Source organism: Odoribacter sp., from assembly GCF_985060555.1.
Genome location: NZ_CFKYFN010000079.1, coordinates 1 through 16,712, shown reverse-complemented (window position 1 = coordinate 16,712; position 16,712 = coordinate 1). Strand labels below are relative to the sequence as shown.

Genomic DNA, 16,712 nt, shown 5'->3' with positions numbered 1-16,712 from the left:
AGGCAGCAATGACTTTACCTACACTCCCGAAACAGAAGCTGCCGGCAAATTTGGGTTTTTCGGTGGCAAGCGGTATGCCTACACCATCACCGTGAAAGCAAGCGGAATAGACGTGCAGGCGGTGACCGGTGGCACGTGGGTTGCATGTGGCGAGGAGAACGTCACCTCCAAAAAGGTAAAGCAAAGTTTCACAGCTGACGAACTTAAAATCGGCGACTACTTCTATTCCGACGGGACTTGGAGCGACGGCGGCCTGCGCAAAATCTATACTGACGGCAGTATGAAGATAGCAAGCCCCAAGCCTGCTCCCGTACTCCAAACAAAAAGTGAAATAGAAAGAAGAGTCATCGGTATCGTTTTCCAGACGGACCCGAGCCGTATCGGCACTGCCGAAAAGTCCAAATTGGGCGAAGGGAATGTGCATGGCCTTGTAATGGCCTTAAAGAACACCGCAACAGATATCCAATGGAGCCATGAAGAGAATAATTTGGAAGACGTGAAAGACTGCTGGTCCAAGTCTGAAATCTACTCTGACATCAGCGGTCTGCACAATTACACCAAGATTCTTGACCATGCAAATAGTATCGGTGGAATTGAGGCATATCCGGCCTTCGAAGCCGTCGAGAAATGGAATGATATGTACAGTATAAATGAATACCGCCCACCTCGTAATACCACAGGCTGGTTTATTCCTTCCTCCGGTCAGTGGTGGGACATCCTTCAGAATCTGGGCGGTTGTCCGGCTATGGCGGATAAAGGTCAGCAAACCTCGTCGGATTCCGGTGATTTCCGTTGGCTAGGTCAAGGCGATGTTCCAGCTGCCTTGAATGCTTGGATGAATAAAATTGCAGCCGACAGCAAGAATGATTTTACCACCGGTGACCGTTTTTGGTCGTCATCGGAGTTAAATCAGTTCCGCGCACGGAACTGGAACGTGTACTCCTCTGATTACGTGTGCTGCGACTTTGTCTATAAGAAATGGAGTAACGCTGTCCGTCCCGTCCTTGCTTTCTGAACTATTTGCCTATTTAGTCCTTTAAGAATATGAAGATACAAAACATATACCACCTCTTGCAAGCTGCGTTGCTCCTGCTGCTTGTATCCTGCACGCAAGAAGAGTTCCCTGCCGTGCAAGACAAGGCGCAGCAACTGACAATCTCCGTTACCGATGGCGGATATACATCGGCTGTTGAGAATATGAAAACCCGTGTCGAGACCCGTGCCGTGGAGAACGGCTACACCACCGAGTTCACCGAAGGCGATGCCTGCGGATTCTACATGGTGCGCGGCGGAAAGCCGGTTTATTCAAACGTGAAGCTGACAGCCGAAAAGGATGCCGCCACGGGCGGCATCATGTGGAAAACCGACGGTACGACGCTTGCCGCCGGAATGGATGGAGAGAGCTACTACCTCTACTATCCTTATCAGGCGGACATGGCGGGCAAGACTGCCACACCTGCGGAGGGGGCGGTCATGACCGATGCCGAGTTCTTCAAGCCGCTCATTGATGGCTGGCAACCCGGGGACGACCAGAGCACCCATGCCGCTTACACCGCCTCCGACCTGATGACAGCCGGAGGCTCAACGACAGGGACGGGCAACACCATCCACCTCTCTTTCGCCATGAAACACCGCATGGCGTTGGCCGTCATCGAGATGCCGAAGACCGTTTACAAGTTTATCGACGCGAATGTTCCCGACTACACCGTGGGGGCAGAAGCTACGTTCACAGGCACCGCCAAGCCGCTGCGCATGGCTGACGGCACTTACCGCTACTTGGTGCACTCGTCCATGCCGACTATCGAGGGATGTTATGACGGGGGGAACAGGGAGTTTACCATCACCACGTCCGCGTCCCATCCTGTCGTAGGGGAATACAAGAGATACAAGGTGGACGGCGCGGCGGAAACCATAAAGAACGTCACCTATGCCGAATCGGGCATTGCCCGCATCGGAGACTTCTACTGCACGAAAAATAACGGTACGACGGGGTATCTGATTCCGAAAGAGGCGGACGAAACGACGGTGCAGGCGGCTAAAGTCGTCGGCATCGTTTTCCAGACGGACAAGAGCCGTATCGGTGCAAAGGAAAAAGAGAAGTTAGGCGGAGAAGGTAATGTCCATGGCCTTGTCATGGCTGTGAAGAATATCGCGACAAGACAAGCGTGGGGCCTTTTCGGTATGGATGAGGGGCTTACAACATGCAGGACGAAAGCCGATAACTACAACGACATCAGCGGTTACGGAAATTGCGAGCATATCCGCACCAATCGCGGCAACTTCGACAGTTATCCCGCATTCAAGGCCGCCTATGATTATAACACGACCTGTCCGGTTCCTGCGACCACGACCGGCTGGTATCTTCCAGCCTCCGGCCAATGGTGGGACATCCTGCAAAATCTGGGCGGTTGTCCGGCTTTGGCGGACGTTACCCAGCAAACCTCGCCAGACATCGCTGGAGAATTCCTCTGGAAGAGCCAAGGAGATGTTCCCGCCGCTTTGAACAAATGGATGGAGAATATCGCCGTTGGGGACAAGGATACATTCAACAACCTCGTCTCGTTTTGTTCGTCTTCGGAGCACTCGAAGTACCACACATGGTACTGGATTTTGAACAACTTCCAAGGCATGGTGCGCTGCATCTGGGCAAGTAAATTCGACGGCAGTGACAATGTGCGTCCCGTCCTTGCTTTCTGAGAAACCGGTGTACTGACGACTGTTTCCAAAAGCTGTTAGGACAGTATCCGGATAAAGAAAGGAGGAAGTGTTGTATGCTCTTCTTTCTGTTGGGATAAGAAGAATAGAAAGATATTGTTGAGTTTTGTTGCAGGTCGAGCTTGCAAGGTCTGCCGTGGTGAGAATTTGCTTTTTTAAAGGATAAGTAAGCGGTTGAGCAAATACATCTTGTCATAATATCCTTTCCCGTTTATCTTTGTGTGCAAAAAGGATTTATGGCAAAATATATGACAAGGGAGGAGTTTTTCCATATTCTTCTTCGACAACGCCAAAGCAACTTAACGGTAAAGGATTTTTGTGCGAATGAAGGATATAACCGTTCCCAGTTTTACGACTGGCGCTCACGTTTCAATATATCGGACGAGGAGCTTAAATCCGGAAGTGTCCCCACAGCTGGCATGGATGGTTTTGTTCCGATAAGCATAGACAACAACAATGTGTCTGCACCAACGTTCCAGTCCAAACCTGCCTTGTGCCCGCAAAAGACAGAGAAAACTTCCGGTAAATGTACTGACAACTCGGAAATATCCCTGGAGCTTCCCAACGGGATTAAAATGAAATTTAAGGGCACGGGTGGTTGTAAAGCCGCTTTGAGCCTGCTCACTAAACTGTGTGGAACATGTTTTGCCTGAACGACTCCATGCGTTACTTTTTATGCCCCGGCAGTACCGATATGCGTAAGGGCATGTTCAGCTTGAGCGGTCTGATCCGGGAAAAAATGAACGGGGATGTCCGGAATGGAGATGTGTACATCTTTATCAACAGGCTGAAAAACCGTATAAAGCTTCTGCACGCAGAAACGGGAGGTCTGGTGATGTACGAGAAACTGCTTGAGGAAGGAACTTTTAAAATCCCCGCTTATGATCCTGAAACCCACTCGTACCCCATGACCTGGAGTGATCTTGTCATCATGGTGGAAGGCATCAACGAGGACAAACGAAAGGGAAGGCAAAGACGGCTCTCCGATCTGAAAAGACACTGGCAAATATCTGTAAACAAATAGCTTGCCGGCTTGCTTTTCCGGTTGTTTTTCACTACCTTTATACAATCAAACAGGATATTGAATGACAACGAAAGAAGATGGAGATATTCGATAGCATACCGTCCATAATCATAGAAACATTGTCATATATACGGGAAGATACAAGACATCGCCGTCCTTGCGCATATCTTTCGTGTAAACCAGATATTTGTTCCTTATCCGGGAAGAGAACTTGCCGCAAAAGGCATCCAGCGATGTATGCGCCTTATAACCGGATGACTTGACTTCGACGGGGCTTACCTTGTCACCATCCGCAATCAGAAAGTCCACCTCATAGTTATGCTTGCCGCTGCCGGTGGGAAAAGTATAATAGTACAATTCGTGCCCGGAAGCCTTCAGCATCTGTGCGACAACATTCTCATAGACATACCCGAGGTCTGTGCTCAACTTGTCAGCAAGCAGCTTATGGTATATTGTGTTGTCGGTAAACTTGCTGTCCCAGAATGCGAGAGTGACGAACAGCCCCGTATCGCCTGCAAACATCTTGTATTTGTTGGGGTCTTGGTGCAATGCCATTCCCACACTCGGGTCATTGGCATGGTAAGCCATGTTGACCACCATCGATTCCCTGACTTCGGAAAGTATCTCTGCCAGTGCGGAATTACGCGTGCCATCCGTTGCGCTCCATGCCAAATACCTGTTGGCATTGCCCGTTAACTGGGCCGGAATCTGGCGGAATATCTTGGAAGCGTTTCCCGTCGGGTCGATTTTGTTGAAGTCATCCTCATACAAGGTTATTATGGAACGCTTCACACTGTCTACTTTTTCCAGATTGTTGGTTTCAAGATAAACTACCACGGCCTGTGGCATGCCACCGACAAGCATATACAACCGGAAATCACGCATCAGTTTGCGGTTCGTAGCATCTCCCAAGGATGTTTTGTCGTGAAAACAGCCTTGGAGCAGTCTGATGGTGGTCGTATCTCCTAGTGCCCACCTGAACTCCTCATAATCCATGGGAAACATGTGGAGTTTGACCTCCTCGCTTGGGATCAGGATGTCCTTGACATTCTTGCGAATTGAAATCAACGAGCCGGTCTCTATGTAATCATACCTTCCGTCTTTCACAAGATACTTGATCGCCTGCCTCGCTTTGGGTGCAAGCTGGACTTCATCAAAGATGATGACAGACTTCCGTTCCTTCAACTCGACACCGTATTCCAGTTGCAGGCGCATGAAAATTCGGTTAAGGTCGGACACGTCATTGAACAAATCCCGGATTTCTGTCGAACATGCGGCAAAATCTACCAGTATATGAGTTTCGTATTCGTTAGTTGCAAACTCTTCAGCAATGGTGGATTTCCCGACACGTCTCGCACCCTGTATCAATACGGCAGTCCTGCCTTCATCCGTCCGCTTCCATTGCAGAAGCTCATTATATATTTTCCTTTTGAATATCATATATCTGCACAGTTATCAATATAGAACAAAGATAACGAAATCTGCATATATCTCAAAATGTTTTCTTTGTAAAATGACATAAATCTCAAAATCTTTGTATGATAAAAGTGAATCTCAATTTTAATATTTTTAAAAATAGCCTGATTCTCAAAATGCTTTACTAAGCAAACACCTTATCCACCAGATTGACGGCTTCCGTCTTCTTGCTGTCAACGATTTGTAGGTTCATCGTTTTGCCGGAGGATATGGAAACGAGTTGATCTGGGAACGGGTAAAGAGAAGAGCGTTTTTCAGGGTATTGGCTGTTATGATTGTGTTGTTGTTTTACAGATATAAAAAATGAAGGAATAAACAAAGGAATCGGCAAAAAAATTACAAAAATCATGAAAATTTGCAACCCATTCGCAACCTTCTTTTTTGTTTTTTGGAGAAAACTATCATTTAGGTTCAAGTAATTGGCATTCAATAGCCTAATGAGTTATGAAATGCAGTAGGTAATGATTTGGCGACCTATCTTCTGCAATGATATACAACGCTTTGCATAACTCGAATAACCTGTTGCAAAGATAAGGGTATATCGTGAGAAAAAAGATTTTTCTCCAAATTATTTTCATAGAGCCGTCCGTTGGGGCGGCTTTTTGTTTTCCGTGTATTCTGTTTCTATGATAAATGCAGTCCCCGAAGACTACGTTTTTTGTTTTCGCCCCGCTTCTCCGTCTGCACATCCTCCACTTATGCCCGTGTATTATGTCGGGATCGGTTGTTCGTTGTCAGCGGCAAAGGTAGTTCCGGGCTTCCACGGACAAAAAAGGTCGGGGCGGCAAGCCGTTTAGACGACAATCTCCACACTTCCATTTCATTGCAGGTAGTATTCTCGCCATAAAACCTTGTTTGTCCTAAGCCCTACCTTTTTACGCCACTGAAACGAAAACGACCGACCCGACGGAAAGACGCATAAAAAAAATGTCGGATATGCGAGAAGCAGGGAAAAAGAAAATGGAAACTCAACTTCCTCACCTCTGGAATCCGCATAAAATCAAAAAAAATCAGATAAGATGAAACTGAGATACAAAATATCAATTTGGGTGGCACTTGCACTCGCAGGCTCTCTCCTTTGGGGCGGAAGCGTCTGGCTTTGGCTGGCAGGGATATGTGCAGGGAAATTCCTCATTCGGCTACTCCTAACCATTGGATCGGCGGTTTACTGTTTTCTGTCATCGCCCTGGTATTCCTTATGCCGGTATTGATGTCGTATGGAAAGAAACCGGTGAGGGATAAGCTTAATCGGTAATAAAGTCTTTGGATTGATGGGTGTAACTGCCTTTGGAAGGAATGATCAGAATCAGTAAGGAACCTAAGATGATGATTCCTCCGTAAATATAATCCTGGGTATCCAGCTGTGGACGCATGGCGGCATAATAGAGGGCTGCGATCACTTCCAGTAAATAAGTGAGCACAGGTTGAAAAGCACGTACAGCCATAAAGGTTTCTGAGGTGGAAAATTTTAAAGTTGCATAATAGAGGTAAGTAGTGGATGCATTGATGAATAAACCGGCCAGACAGGCGCTGATAATTGTTTCCGGATGGATCATTTCGGGCAGATCGGGGAGGAGCGTTAGAAAACTCAAAAAAGGAGGGAGCCGATCCCCGAGAAAAAATTTCAGGAGAGCTATGGCAAAGAAAAAGACGATCAGGGACAGGCCTCCGTAAAACATCGTATATCCTGAAATACCGCATTTTTGCCGGACGCTGGTATCCGGATTCCAGATGGTGGTTTCCTCCACGACGATCGAGCGGATGCAACTGGCTGTCGCCGACAGCAACACCAGGATGGAGACAATCACACGCATGTGTACTGGAAGGGAAAAAATAAATAATATAAATCCGAGCAATATAATGAGAATGCCCAGGAAATCCCCTTTATAAGGTATTCTTCGAAAAATGGCATAGGCCAGAATGTAAGTGATTATAATCTCTATGTTGAACAGAAGACTGGTCTCTGTCGAAGTGATATAAAGGAAGGTAGAGATCATCGTGAAACTGCGGATGATCTGCATAATGGTGTACAGCCAGGAGTATTTTACTCCGCTTTTCCAGTTTTGGGGCATGACCTGTTTGCGGATGATCATTAAAGTGACACCGGTGGCGAAAATCATAAAAGAGGTGAATACCATAATATTGACATCGTATTGCAAAACACAAAACCGGTTGACTACATTTAGAATGGCCCAGACGATAACAGTGGATAATGCGAGAAGTACACCTTTCATAGATCTTGTTTTCTAAAGCAGTTCGAATGTCTGTTGTACGTAGAAATGTAAAGATAGTTTAAGCTTTGGCCAGAGCTTTGTTCGGTAGTGTTGGTATACCGTGGCCGGTGTGCTGCCTCTGACGGTTGCTGTGAGTCGGATAAGTACTGATAGGGGCCGTTCCTTTTCCAGGTATACAGAGATACATAGAAAAGGAACAGCGTGAACAGAGTTTAACGTTTGGGACGGAGAAGATCCAGGCCATCACTTCTTCTCCGTATTTTTCACTGTATACACCGATGACCTGTACGTCGGAGACCCCTTCGTGGACGATCAGAAAATCTTCGATCTCTTTGGGAGAGATATTTTCTCCACCCCGGATGATCAGGTCTTTGATACGTCCGACTATACTCACATAGCCGTTTTCATCCATGACGGCGATATCACCGGAATGAAGCCAGCGGGTTTCGTCGATGATGGCTTTGGTGTCTTCGGGATTATCCCAGTAGCCTAACATCACCGAATATCCCCGGGTGCAGAGTTCCCCGGCTGTACCCCGGGGGACGATTGCGCCGCTTTCCGGATCTATGATTTTAATCTCTACGTGGGGGTGGACGGTACCTACCGTCGTTACCCTCAGTTCCAGCGGATCGTCCGTACAGCTTTCGGTAGAAACCGGAGAGGTCTCTGTCATGCCGTAACAAACACAAATTTCTGTCATATTCATCAGGGATTGTACCTTGTGCATGGTATCGATCGGACAAGGTGCACCTGCCATGATACCTGTTCGGAGAGATTTTAAATTGTATTTGGCGAAATCGGGCAGATCCAGTTCTGCAATAAACATGGTCGGGACACCGTATAAGGAGGTACACCTTTCATTTTCGACAGTCTGTAACACCTGTTCCGGATCGAAAAATTCTCCGGGGATAACGATACAGGCCCCGTGAGTGACGATAGCCATATTGCCCAATACCATACCGAAACAATGGTAAAAAGGAACCGGCAGACATACGATATCTTTTTCCGTGTATTTCAAGCGTTCCCCGATGAAAAATCCGTTATTCAGGATATTGTGATGGGAGAGAGTCGCTCCTTTGGGATAACCGGTTGTACCCGAAGTATACTGGATATTGACAGGATCGTCGAATTGCAGGGAGGCTTCCCGTTCGGCCAGTCGGGCATCGCTCACCTGAGAAGCGCTCGATAAAAAAGTTGCCCAGTCGCGGTCGATGATGACGGTTTGTTTGGGATAAAGACAATCCGGACGGAGCTCGTCCAGCATTTTGATATAATCGGTTTTCCGGAAGTGGGAGGAAGCGATCAAAAGATCGATCCGGCTTTGTTCCAGGGCATAACGCAAACCCGAAAGTTTGTATCCCGGATTGATGTTTACCATAATAGCCCCCATCAAGGCTGTGGCATATTGTACCAATACCCATTCGTAGCGGTTCGGTGACCAGATGCCTACCCGGTCGCCCCGGCGAATCCCGTGGGCCATCAAGGCCTTGGCTACCTGTTCGACTTGTTCCAGAAATTCACTGTAATTGGCCCGGTATTGTTGATACTCGGAAATCAAAGCAGTCCGTTCCGGAAATTTTGCTGCTATTTGTCGCAGATTCTGACCGATTGTCTCTCCTTTCAACGGAATATCTGATATTCCGCAGGCATAGGATAATGTTGCTTGCATAGCTATTAATTTATTGTCGTGTTTTGTGTGCGACCACAAAATAACGACAATAAAATGAAACAACATAGCTTATTTATCAATAAATGAGATATTTACACAAATGACGTCAAGGTGTGCAAAAATTTTTGTCTTTATTTCACAAACCGGAAATAAGTGTGAAAAATAAATGGATGGTTTCTATGCCCTGGAATATCGATAAGCGACTTTTCAAACTTGAGCTGTCTTTTGAAAAAAGAAAGATTGGCGGAACTTCATTTCCTGATCCCTGTTATCGATCAGAAACGAAGCTCCGCCAATCGGCAGAATGACCCTCAAAAGGAGGTTAACTACAACAAACCGTTGGATAGTCTCTTGTTATCAATGAGCCCACTCAGCGAAAAAATCGTTGCCTTTGTCATCGACGATGATGAAGGCCGGGAAGTTTTCTACGCGGATTTTGCGGACAGCTTCCATACCGAGTTCTTCGAAATCGACCACTTCGACCGATTTTATGCTGTTCTTAGCCAGAATGGCTGCCGGTCCACCGATCGATCCCAGATAGAATCCGCCATGCTTTTTGCAGGCATTAGTGACGTCGATCGAACGGTTGCCTTTGGCTACCATGATCATAGAACCACCTAAAGACTGGAACAGATCGACATAAGGGTCCATACGCCCGGCTGTCGTCGGTCCGAAACTACCTGATGCCATGCCTTTCGGAGTTTTGGCAGGACCGGCATAATAGACCGGATGTTTTTTGAAATATTCGGGCATCGGTTTGCCTTCGTCGATCATTTGTTTGATCCGGGCATGGGCGATGTCCCGGGCAACGATCAGGGTCCCTGATAGGTTCAAACGGGTTTTCACCGGATATTTGCTCAGTTCTTTCAATACGTTTTCCATCGGTTGATCGAGGTCGATATTGACCGCCGGAGTTAAAGCAGGACTTTCTGCCGGCAGAAAACGTGCCGGATTCTTCTCGAGTTGTTCGAGGAAAATCCCTTCTTCCGTGATTTTACCTTTGATATTCCGGTCGGCACTACAGCTGACTCCGATGCCGACAGGACAAGAAGCTGCATGACGCGGAAGACGGATCACACGTACATCGTGTACCCAATATTTACCTCCGAACTGGGCTCCGATACCTTTGTCCCGGCAAATCTTCAAGATCTTTTCTTCCCATTCCAGATCCCGGAAAGCACGGCCACCTTCATTACCCGAAGTGGGGAGATGATCGTAGTAGCCTGCCGAGGCTTTCTTGACTGTGGTCAGACAAGCTTCGGCCGAAGTGCCGCCGATGACTACCGCTAAATGGTAGGGAGGACAGGCCGAAGTACCCAGATCCAATACTTTTTGCTGGATAAATTTAGTCAGGGTTTCTTCGTTCAATAAAGCTTTTGTCTGCTGGTAAAGGAAAGTCTTATTGGCAGAGCCCCCTCCCTTGGTGATGAACAAAAATTCGTATTTATTGCCCTGTGTGGCATAAAGGTCGATCTGTGCCGGCAGATTGGTCCCGGTGTTTTTTTCTTCTGTCATGGTAAAAGGCACTACCTGGGAATAACGCAGATTGCGGTCCCGGTAAGTTTCGAATACCCCTTTGCTGATCGCTTCGGCATCATTGATCCCGGTCCATACGTTTTCTCCCTTTTTACCGATACAAATGGCCGTACCGGTATCCTGACAGGTCGGTAGTTCCCCTTCTGCCGAAACCACTTGGTTCATCAACATGGTGTGGGCAACGAATTTATCGTTGTCACTGGCCTCCGGATCTTTCAGGATGTCGGCTAATTTTTGCAAATGAGCGGCGCGCAGGTAAAAAGAGACGTCTGCATAAGCTTCGCGAGCCAATAACTCTAACCCTTCACGCTCTATTTTTAAAATCTTACGTCCTTCACATTCGATCGTTTTTACATAATCTTTTGTCAAAAGGCGATACACTGTGGTATCATTTTCAATAGGAAACGGTTCCTGATACTTAAATTCTGCCATACTTATCTGGATTGATTTATGAATTCATTATTTGCGCAACGAAATTAAAATTAATAAATGAAAATCCCGAGAGTTTTAAAGAAAAATTTCTGTAATTAGAAATGATCTGAATAAATCATGGAGGAATATATGGATTTTACTATTTTTGTAAAAATTAACGGCAGAATAGTTTTATCCGTTTATACTTTTTTATTTTGAATATGAATACTGAGGTTGTTTTTATTATTATCGTTGTTTTTTTAGTTGCTGATTTTATTGTAGAACGGATTTTGGAATGGGTGAATATGCGGGCTATGGCGCCTGTATTACCTGAAAATCTTAAGGGAATTTACGATGAAAAAGAATATGCACGTTTTCAGAATTATAAGCGCGAAACGAATCGTTTCGATCTGATCAGTTCCACTTTTTCTTTTATCGTGATGATGGTGTTTTTGTGTACAGGAGGTTTCGGTTGGTGGAATGCCTGGGTGGTGACCTGGACAGATCAGGCGGTTTTACAGACCTTACTTTTTATGTTGGGCTTGTCGCTGGTTTCCGGGCTACTCGGTTTGCCTTTCGATTGGTATGCTACTTTTCATATTGAAGAAAAATATGGTTTCAACAAAACGACAATGAAGACCTATGGATTGGATTTACTCAAAGGAATGTTGGTTTCCGGGGTGATCGGCGGACTGTTGCTGTCGGCTGTCGTCTGGTTTTATGAATGGGCTGGTTCTTTCTTTTGGTTGTATGCCTGGGGAATAGTTTCTGTATTCTCGGTTTTTATGGCTATGTTTTATTCCCAGTTGATTGTGCCTTTGTTCAATAAGCAGACTCCTTTGGAGGCCGGGGCTTTACGGGATAAAATCAATGCTTTTGCAGAGAAAGTGAGCTTTAAACTGGACAATATTTTTGTAATCGACGGATCGAAGCGTTCTACGAAGGCAAATGCTTATTTTACCGGTTTCGGTCCCCGCAAACGGATTGTCTTGTATGATACCCTGATAAAGGATTTGACCGAGGAAGAAATTGTTGCTGTCCTGGCCCATGAAGTCGGACACAATAAAAAACGGCATACCGTTCAATTTATGCTGGCATCTGTGATTCAGACCGGTGTGATCCTTTGGTTGTTTTCGCTTTTTGTAAACCAGCCGGCTTTGTCAATGGCTCTGGGAGGTGACCGGGCCTGTTTCCAATTGGGATTGATCGCTTTTACCATCCTCTATTCGCCGTTGAGTATGATATTGGGATTGGTGATGAATGCCTGGTCGCGGAAAAATGAATATCAGGCAGATGCTTTTGCTGCCCGGTATTACGATGGTGAATCGCTCATTTCCGGCTTGAAGAAGATCTCTGTGAAGTCTTTAAGCAATCTCACCCCCCATCCACTGTACGAATGGGTATACTATTCGCATCCCTCTTTGTTGAAAAGAATCAGGGCGATCGGACAGGTAGAAGCTGTGGATGCCGAGTAAATCCGGTTTACCTGAAATATAGGTATGTTTTTTCTTTCTATTCCGATTCCGGATTTTATACCGTCAGACCGGTCCGTTAAGACTTTCGTTGATTTTATCGGTTTTTCTCCTGTTCGGAAAAACAAAATCTTTTGTTTTTCTTTCGCTTATTCGAAGAACTCACTGAACGGCGGAACCCCTTACTGCGCAAAAAACTTTACGTTACGTTTCCGTCAGACACCATCGGTCGTTCGAAAAACCGAACCGGATACTCGTTCCCGCTCCAATGGTCTTCCGGCATTTTATAAACTCCAATTCATACTTCCCTCTCGAACTCAAGCGTATAAACGAAGCTATCGGCCCGGTAATAGCCGATATTCCATTCCAGAGGGCGTCCCCCCGGGTCATATACAAATCGTTTTCGGATGAGTATAGCGTCCCCGGGCTTGATTTCAAGCTTCTGAGCCAGAAATTTGTCGGCAAGCTGGGCACTGATTTCTTCTTTCGAAATTTTTGCAACAGAACTATAATCTTGTTCTAATATTTCGTATAGGGGACGGGAAAAATCTTCATTACCGGTCAGCCCTATCCGGGGATTGAAATAAGAGATGAAATAAACGAACGGAAATTCCGGATTACCCCGTAAACGCTCCAGTTTTAATATTTTCTTTTCATCGGTGATGGAGAAAAAACGACAGATCTCTTCTGAAGGAAGCGCCCAGCTGGTATGTAATTCATAGTTGGTCGGTTCGATTCCCTGCGCTTTCATTTCCTGGGTGAAACTCAACCAGTTTTTGGCTTTCGAGCTGACCGATTGGTTGACTACTATAGTACCGATCCCTTTTTTTCGGACTAATAACCCTTCAGTGACCAGGTTGTTGATCGCCTGGCGCAGCGTATTCCGGGAAATTCCCAATTGTTTCGACAAATCTACTTCGTTGGGTAACATCTTCCCTTTTTTATACTCCGGTTCCCGGATGATGTTCCTCAATTGATTTTCTATTTGTAGATATAAAGGTATCGCACTATTGTGATCGATCGATATTTTCATGATTGAAAAATTTAAGCAAAAGTAGGAAAATTGTATTTGCGAAAGTAAAATTTCATTCTTATAAATCAAAAAAAGTAATTGTTTTTTAGTAGTATGTTTGGATAATATGCTGATCGTTAGTTTGTTATTTGTTCGGCTTGTGTCGGTAAAACAATAAAAAGAGATAAACTTTGTAACAATAAAAAGAATGCACTATATTTGTCAATGTATAAATGTCTATACATATTAATGTGGGTGAAATAATGGAATATTTATTAGGAATCGATATCGGGGGAACTCATGTAAAAGGTGGGATTGTCACAGGGACTACCGGGAAGATGGATCAGAGGACTATAGTTTATGAGAAAATAGATGCCGGAGGCTCTGCTACTTCGATTATAAAGGGGATACTTCGGGTGATTACAGCATTGAAGAAAGGGCGTTCTGAAAACGAATGGCGGGGTATAGGAATTGCTATACCCGGGCCTTTCGATTATACCCGGGGAATAGCTGCTATTCATGGGGTACGAAAATTCGATGCCTTATTCGGTTTGGATTTGAAAGAGGAAATAAAAAGGGTATGCAGTTTACCGGTTGTCTTCCTGAACGATGCTTCTGCTTATGCTTTGGGAGAATATTATGGGGGAGCGGCTCAGGGGAGTGAGAGGAGTATGGTCGTTACGGTCGGGACCGGACTGGGAAGTACGTTTATGGCCCGGGAAGAAATATTGGACGAAACGACGCCCGCCGTTCCGGAACACGGATATTTGTATAATATTCCTTTTCGGGATAGTATTGCGGACGACTATTTTTCTACCCGCTGGTTTGTAACGAACTGGAATCACCGCTTTCCCGATAAAGCGGTGATGGATGTGAAGACATTGGCGGAATATGCTTATCGGGGAGAACAGGCTGCTAAAGTCCTGTTTGAAGAGTTTGCCGATCATTTTACCGGATTTATAGCTCCTTTTCTGAGACATTTCTGTCCGGACTGTTTGGTGCTCGGGGGAAATATCATGCGGGGTGCCGATTTATTTCTGGAACGGATAAAGTCTGAGTTGGAAACCCAGGGGATCGGAGTGAGAATAGATACTTGCCGTTTATGGGAAGATGCTCCGCTGATCGGGGCGGCGATGTATGCGAATCAGGTCTTGGGCCGGAGTGGGATGGAAGAAGAGACAGTAAAGAGAAATACAAAACAGTATCTGGCTCCTATGAAAGCCCAGGCAACTCCCCGGGGAGTTTATGATTTGTATCCGGCTTTTCCGGTCGGGGAGAATAAGATCTGTTCTGGGATAGGGTGTTTGGCCGATTGGATAGAGCGACACGGGCAGGTGGTTATCGATGGTTATGGAGGAGTGTTTTGGGACGAACTGGTGAGCGAACTGGGAGATGAATTTCGTCGGAGAGGGAAGTGTGTACGCTGGTTCCGTACCGATGTCGCGATGCGGGATGCTCGGACGTTGGAAGAGATGCTCGCTCCCGATCTGGGAGGAGAAGATCCGTTGTTCGGCCGGGTGACGGAGAGACAATTGAGGGATTGGTTTGATCCCGGGAAGTTGAACGCTTTTAGGCCGGACCAGGAGGCCGATATCAATGTGCTGATCGGTATAGGAGCTGCTTTGGCCGGATGGAAAGCACCTTTGATCTATGTCGATGTACCTAAAAATGAAATACAGTTTCGCATGCGGGCCGGGTGGGTGAAAAATCTGGGCATGAATAAACCGAAGAATAATCAGCAAACCTATAAACATTTTTTCTTTGTGGATTGGGTTGTGCTGAACCGGCATAAAGCGGAGTGTCTGCCACAGATAGAGCTGATTGTGGATGAACAACGCAGGGGACAGCAATTGCTGATGATGAGCGGGGAGGATTTGAGAGAGGGATTACACCGGATGGGAAGAAATTTCTTCCGGGTTCGCCCTTGGTTCGAACCCGGCGCATGGGGAGGGCAATGGATGAAACAACACATCCCGGGATTGAATGAAGAAGTGCCTAATTTAGCCTGGTCTTTCGAATTGATGGTTTTGGAAAATGGACTGATGTTCGAAAGTAACGGATATCGCTTGGAAGTTTCTTTCGATTTTCTGATGTATAACGATTACCGTCAAGTTCTGGGAGAATCGGCCGATGTGTTTAAAACCGATTTCCCGATTCGTTTTGATTTTCTGGATACTTTCGATGGAGGTAACCTGTCGGTACAGTGTCACCCCCGGACTACGTACATCCGGGAACAGTTTAATATGCCTTTTACACAGGATGAGACGTATTATATCCTGGATAGCCGGCAGAATCCCCAGGTTTATCTGGGATTTCAGGAAAATATCCGGCCTGAAGAGTTCGGCGAGGTATTGAAACAGAGCCAGGCAGAAGGTAAGACGATAGACATTGAAAAATATGTACAGAAATTTCCGGCACACAAACACGACCTTTTTCTGATACCCAACGGAACGGTTCATGCTTCCGGAAAGAATTGTATGGTACTGGAAATCAGTAGCGCTCCGTATATTTTTACTTTTAAAATGTACGATTGGCTGAGGTTGGATTTGAATGGGAAACCCCGTCCGCTGAATGTACAGCGGGGAATGGATAACCTCTATTTCGAACGGAAGGGAGAACGGGTGGCAAAAGAACTGGTTTGTCATCCCGAGGTATTGGAAAAAAACGAACATTATACACTCGAACATCTGCCGACCCATGAAAAGCATTTTTACGATGTCCATCGGTATACCGTCGAAGATGCGGTGGAAGTAGAAACCGAAGGGAGTTGCCAGGTTTGGATGGTGGTGGAAGGGAAAGCAGTAAGGGTGGAGACTCGCGAAGGAATGAGGCAACGCTTTAATTATGCCGAAACGTTTGTAATTCCTGCTGCTGCCGCTACTTACCGGATTATAAATGAAACACCGGGAGAAAAGGTGATACTGGTAAAAGCTTTTATCAAAAAAGGATATGGGTTTGAATAAAGTCGGAAAGAAGTAGGATACCGGCAAATTCAGAAAGGGATTTTGCGTACATCGGTTTTGCATCCTTGTAGAGGGAAAATATACTTGTAAATTTAATATATGAGGGTGTCCAAAAAGGCAAAATACCCCCTTGTAGAATCGGATATTTGATTTCAGTCTCCAATAGGGATACGAATAAATCGAGGGTGCCAAATACTTTT

The 16,712-nt window shown here is 45.9% G+C and carries 13 protein-coding genes; 7 read left to right on the top strand and 6 right to left on the bottom strand.

Annotated features, from left to right (window positions below; translation table 11 throughout):
* The 4 genes from AC5RDS_RS10525 to tnpB form a co-directional block, all read left to right on the top strand.
* A partial coding sequence (locus AC5RDS_RS10525; protein WP_494222326.1) for a fimbrillin family protein occupies nt 1-1,015 on the top strand: 1,015 nt, incomplete at its 5' end.
* A gap of 29 nt (nt 1,016-1,044) precedes the next feature.
* Complete coding sequence (locus tag AC5RDS_RS10520) at nt 1,045-2,697, top strand: fimbrillin family protein (protein ID WP_013610854.1); 1,653 nt, start codon at nt 1,045-1,047, stop codon at nt 2,695-2,697.
* A gap of 254 nt (nt 2,698-2,951) precedes the next feature.
* Nucleotides 2,952-3,368: an IS66 family insertion sequence element accessory protein TnpA gene (gene tnpA / locus AC5RDS_RS10515; protein ID WP_013610373.1), complete on the top strand. Its 417-nt coding sequence runs from the start codon at nt 2,952-2,954 to the stop codon at nt 3,366-3,368.
* Nucleotides 3,356-3,739 carry an IS66 family insertion sequence element accessory protein TnpB gene (gene tnpB / locus AC5RDS_RS10510; protein WP_013610374.1) on the top strand — a complete coding sequence of 128 codons (384 nt, stop codon included), beginning with the start codon at nt 3,356-3,358 and terminating at the stop codon, nt 3,737-3,739. Before tnpA ends, tnpB begins: the two co-directional genes overlap by 13 nt.
* 108 nt (nt 3,740-3,847) lie before the next feature.
* Here the strand turns inward: tnpB and AC5RDS_RS10505 are convergent, their stop codons facing one another.
* On the bottom strand, nt 3,848-5,179 hold the full coding sequence (locus tag AC5RDS_RS10505; protein ID WP_013610855.1) for an ATP-binding protein: 1,332 nt from the start codon (nt 5,177-5,179) through the stop codon (nt 3,848-3,850).
* Nucleotides 5,180-5,339: 160 nt separating this feature from the next.
* Nucleotides 5,340-5,630 carry a hypothetical protein gene (locus AC5RDS_RS10500; protein WP_041556309.1) on the bottom strand — a complete coding sequence of 97 codons (291 nt, stop codon included), beginning with the start codon at nt 5,628-5,630 and terminating at the stop codon, nt 5,340-5,342.
* Nucleotides 5,631-6,234: 604 nt separating this feature from the next.
* Here AC5RDS_RS10500 and AC5RDS_RS10495 point away from each other — a divergent pair.
* Nucleotides 6,235-6,426, top strand: coding sequence for a hypothetical protein (locus AC5RDS_RS10495; RefSeq protein ID WP_046403958.1), 192 nt, complete (start codon nt 6,235-6,237; stop codon nt 6,424-6,426).
* A 33-nt stretch (nt 6,427-6,459) separates the two neighbouring features.
* On the opposite strand, the gene AC5RDS_RS10490 is transcribed toward AC5RDS_RS10495, so the two are convergent.
* The 3 genes from AC5RDS_RS10490 to AC5RDS_RS10480 all read right to left on the bottom strand — a co-directional run bounded on the left by AC5RDS_RS10490 (nt 6,460) and on the right by AC5RDS_RS10480 (nt 11,086).
* Nucleotides 6,460-7,449: an EamA family transporter gene (locus AC5RDS_RS10490; protein WP_013610856.1), complete on the bottom strand. Its 990-nt coding sequence runs from the start codon at nt 7,447-7,449 to the stop codon at nt 6,460-6,462.
* A 58-nt stretch (nt 7,450-7,507) separates the two neighbouring features.
* Nucleotides 7,508-9,118 carry an AMP-binding protein gene (locus tag AC5RDS_RS10485; protein WP_083813712.1) on the bottom strand — a complete coding sequence of 537 codons (1,611 nt, stop codon included), beginning with the start codon at nt 9,116-9,118 and terminating at the stop codon, nt 7,508-7,510.
* Nucleotides 9,119-9,475: 357 nt separating this feature from the next.
* Complete coding sequence (locus AC5RDS_RS10480; protein WP_013610858.1) at nt 9,476-11,086, bottom strand: fumarate hydratase; 1,611 nt, start codon at nt 11,084-11,086, stop codon at nt 9,476-9,478.
* Nucleotides 11,087-11,286: 200 nt separating this feature from the next.
* Here AC5RDS_RS10480 and AC5RDS_RS10475 point away from each other — a divergent pair, with 200 nt between their 5' ends.
* Nucleotides 11,287-12,540, top strand: coding sequence for a M48 family metallopeptidase (locus AC5RDS_RS10475; RefSeq protein ID WP_013610859.1), 1,254 nt, complete (start codon nt 11,287-11,289; stop codon nt 12,538-12,540).
* 295 nt (nt 12,541-12,835) lie between these two features.
* On the opposite strand, the gene AC5RDS_RS10470 is transcribed toward AC5RDS_RS10475, so the two are convergent.
* Nucleotides 12,836-13,564, bottom strand: a complete 729-nt coding sequence (locus tag AC5RDS_RS10470) for a GntR family transcriptional regulator (RefSeq protein WP_197699712.1) — start codon at nt 13,562-13,564, stop codon at nt 12,836-12,838.
* A 248-nt stretch (nt 13,565-13,812) separates the two neighbouring features.
* Here AC5RDS_RS10470 and AC5RDS_RS10465 point away from each other — a divergent pair, with 248 nt between their 5' ends.
* Nucleotides 13,813-16,512 carry an ROK family protein gene (locus tag AC5RDS_RS10465; protein WP_013610861.1) on the top strand — a complete coding sequence of 900 codons (2,700 nt, stop codon included), beginning with the start codon at nt 13,813-13,815 and terminating at the stop codon, nt 16,510-16,512.
* The last annotated feature ends 200 nt before the right edge of the window (nt 16,513-16,712 follow it).

Coding starts and splice junctions, on each gene's coding strand:
- AC5RDS_RS10520 (WP_013610854.1), top strand. CDS start 1,045: ATGAAGATACAAAACATATACCACCTCTTGCAAGCTGCGTTGCTCCTG.
- tnpA (WP_013610373.1), top strand. CDS start 2,952: ATGGCAAAATATATGACAAGGGAGGAGTTTTTCCATATTCTTCTTCGA.
- tnpB (WP_013610374.1), top strand. CDS start 3,356: ATGTTTTGCCTGAACGACTCCATGCGTTACTTTTTATGCCCCGGCAGT.
- AC5RDS_RS10505 (WP_013610855.1), bottom strand. CDS start 5,179: ATGATATTCAAAAGGAAAATATATAATGAGCTTCTGCAATGGAAGCGG.
- AC5RDS_RS10495 (WP_046403958.1), top strand. CDS start 6,235: ATGAAACTGAGATACAAAATATCAATTTGGGTGGCACTTGCACTCGCA.
- AC5RDS_RS10490 (WP_013610856.1), bottom strand. CDS start 7,449: ATGAAAGGTGTACTTCTCGCATTATCCACTGTTATCGTCTGGGCCATT.
- AC5RDS_RS10485 (WP_083813712.1), bottom strand. CDS start 9,118: ATGCAAGCAACATTATCCTATGCCTGCGGAATATCAGATATTCCGTTG.
- AC5RDS_RS10480 (WP_013610858.1), bottom strand. CDS start 11,086: ATGGCAGAATTTAAGTATCAGGAACCGTTTCCTATTGAAAATGATACC.
- AC5RDS_RS10475 (WP_013610859.1), top strand. CDS start 11,287: ATGAATACTGAGGTTGTTTTTATTATTATCGTTGTTTTTTTAGTTGCT.
- AC5RDS_RS10465 (WP_013610861.1), top strand. CDS start 13,813: ATGGAATATTTATTAGGAATCGATATCGGGGGAACTCATGTAAAAGGT.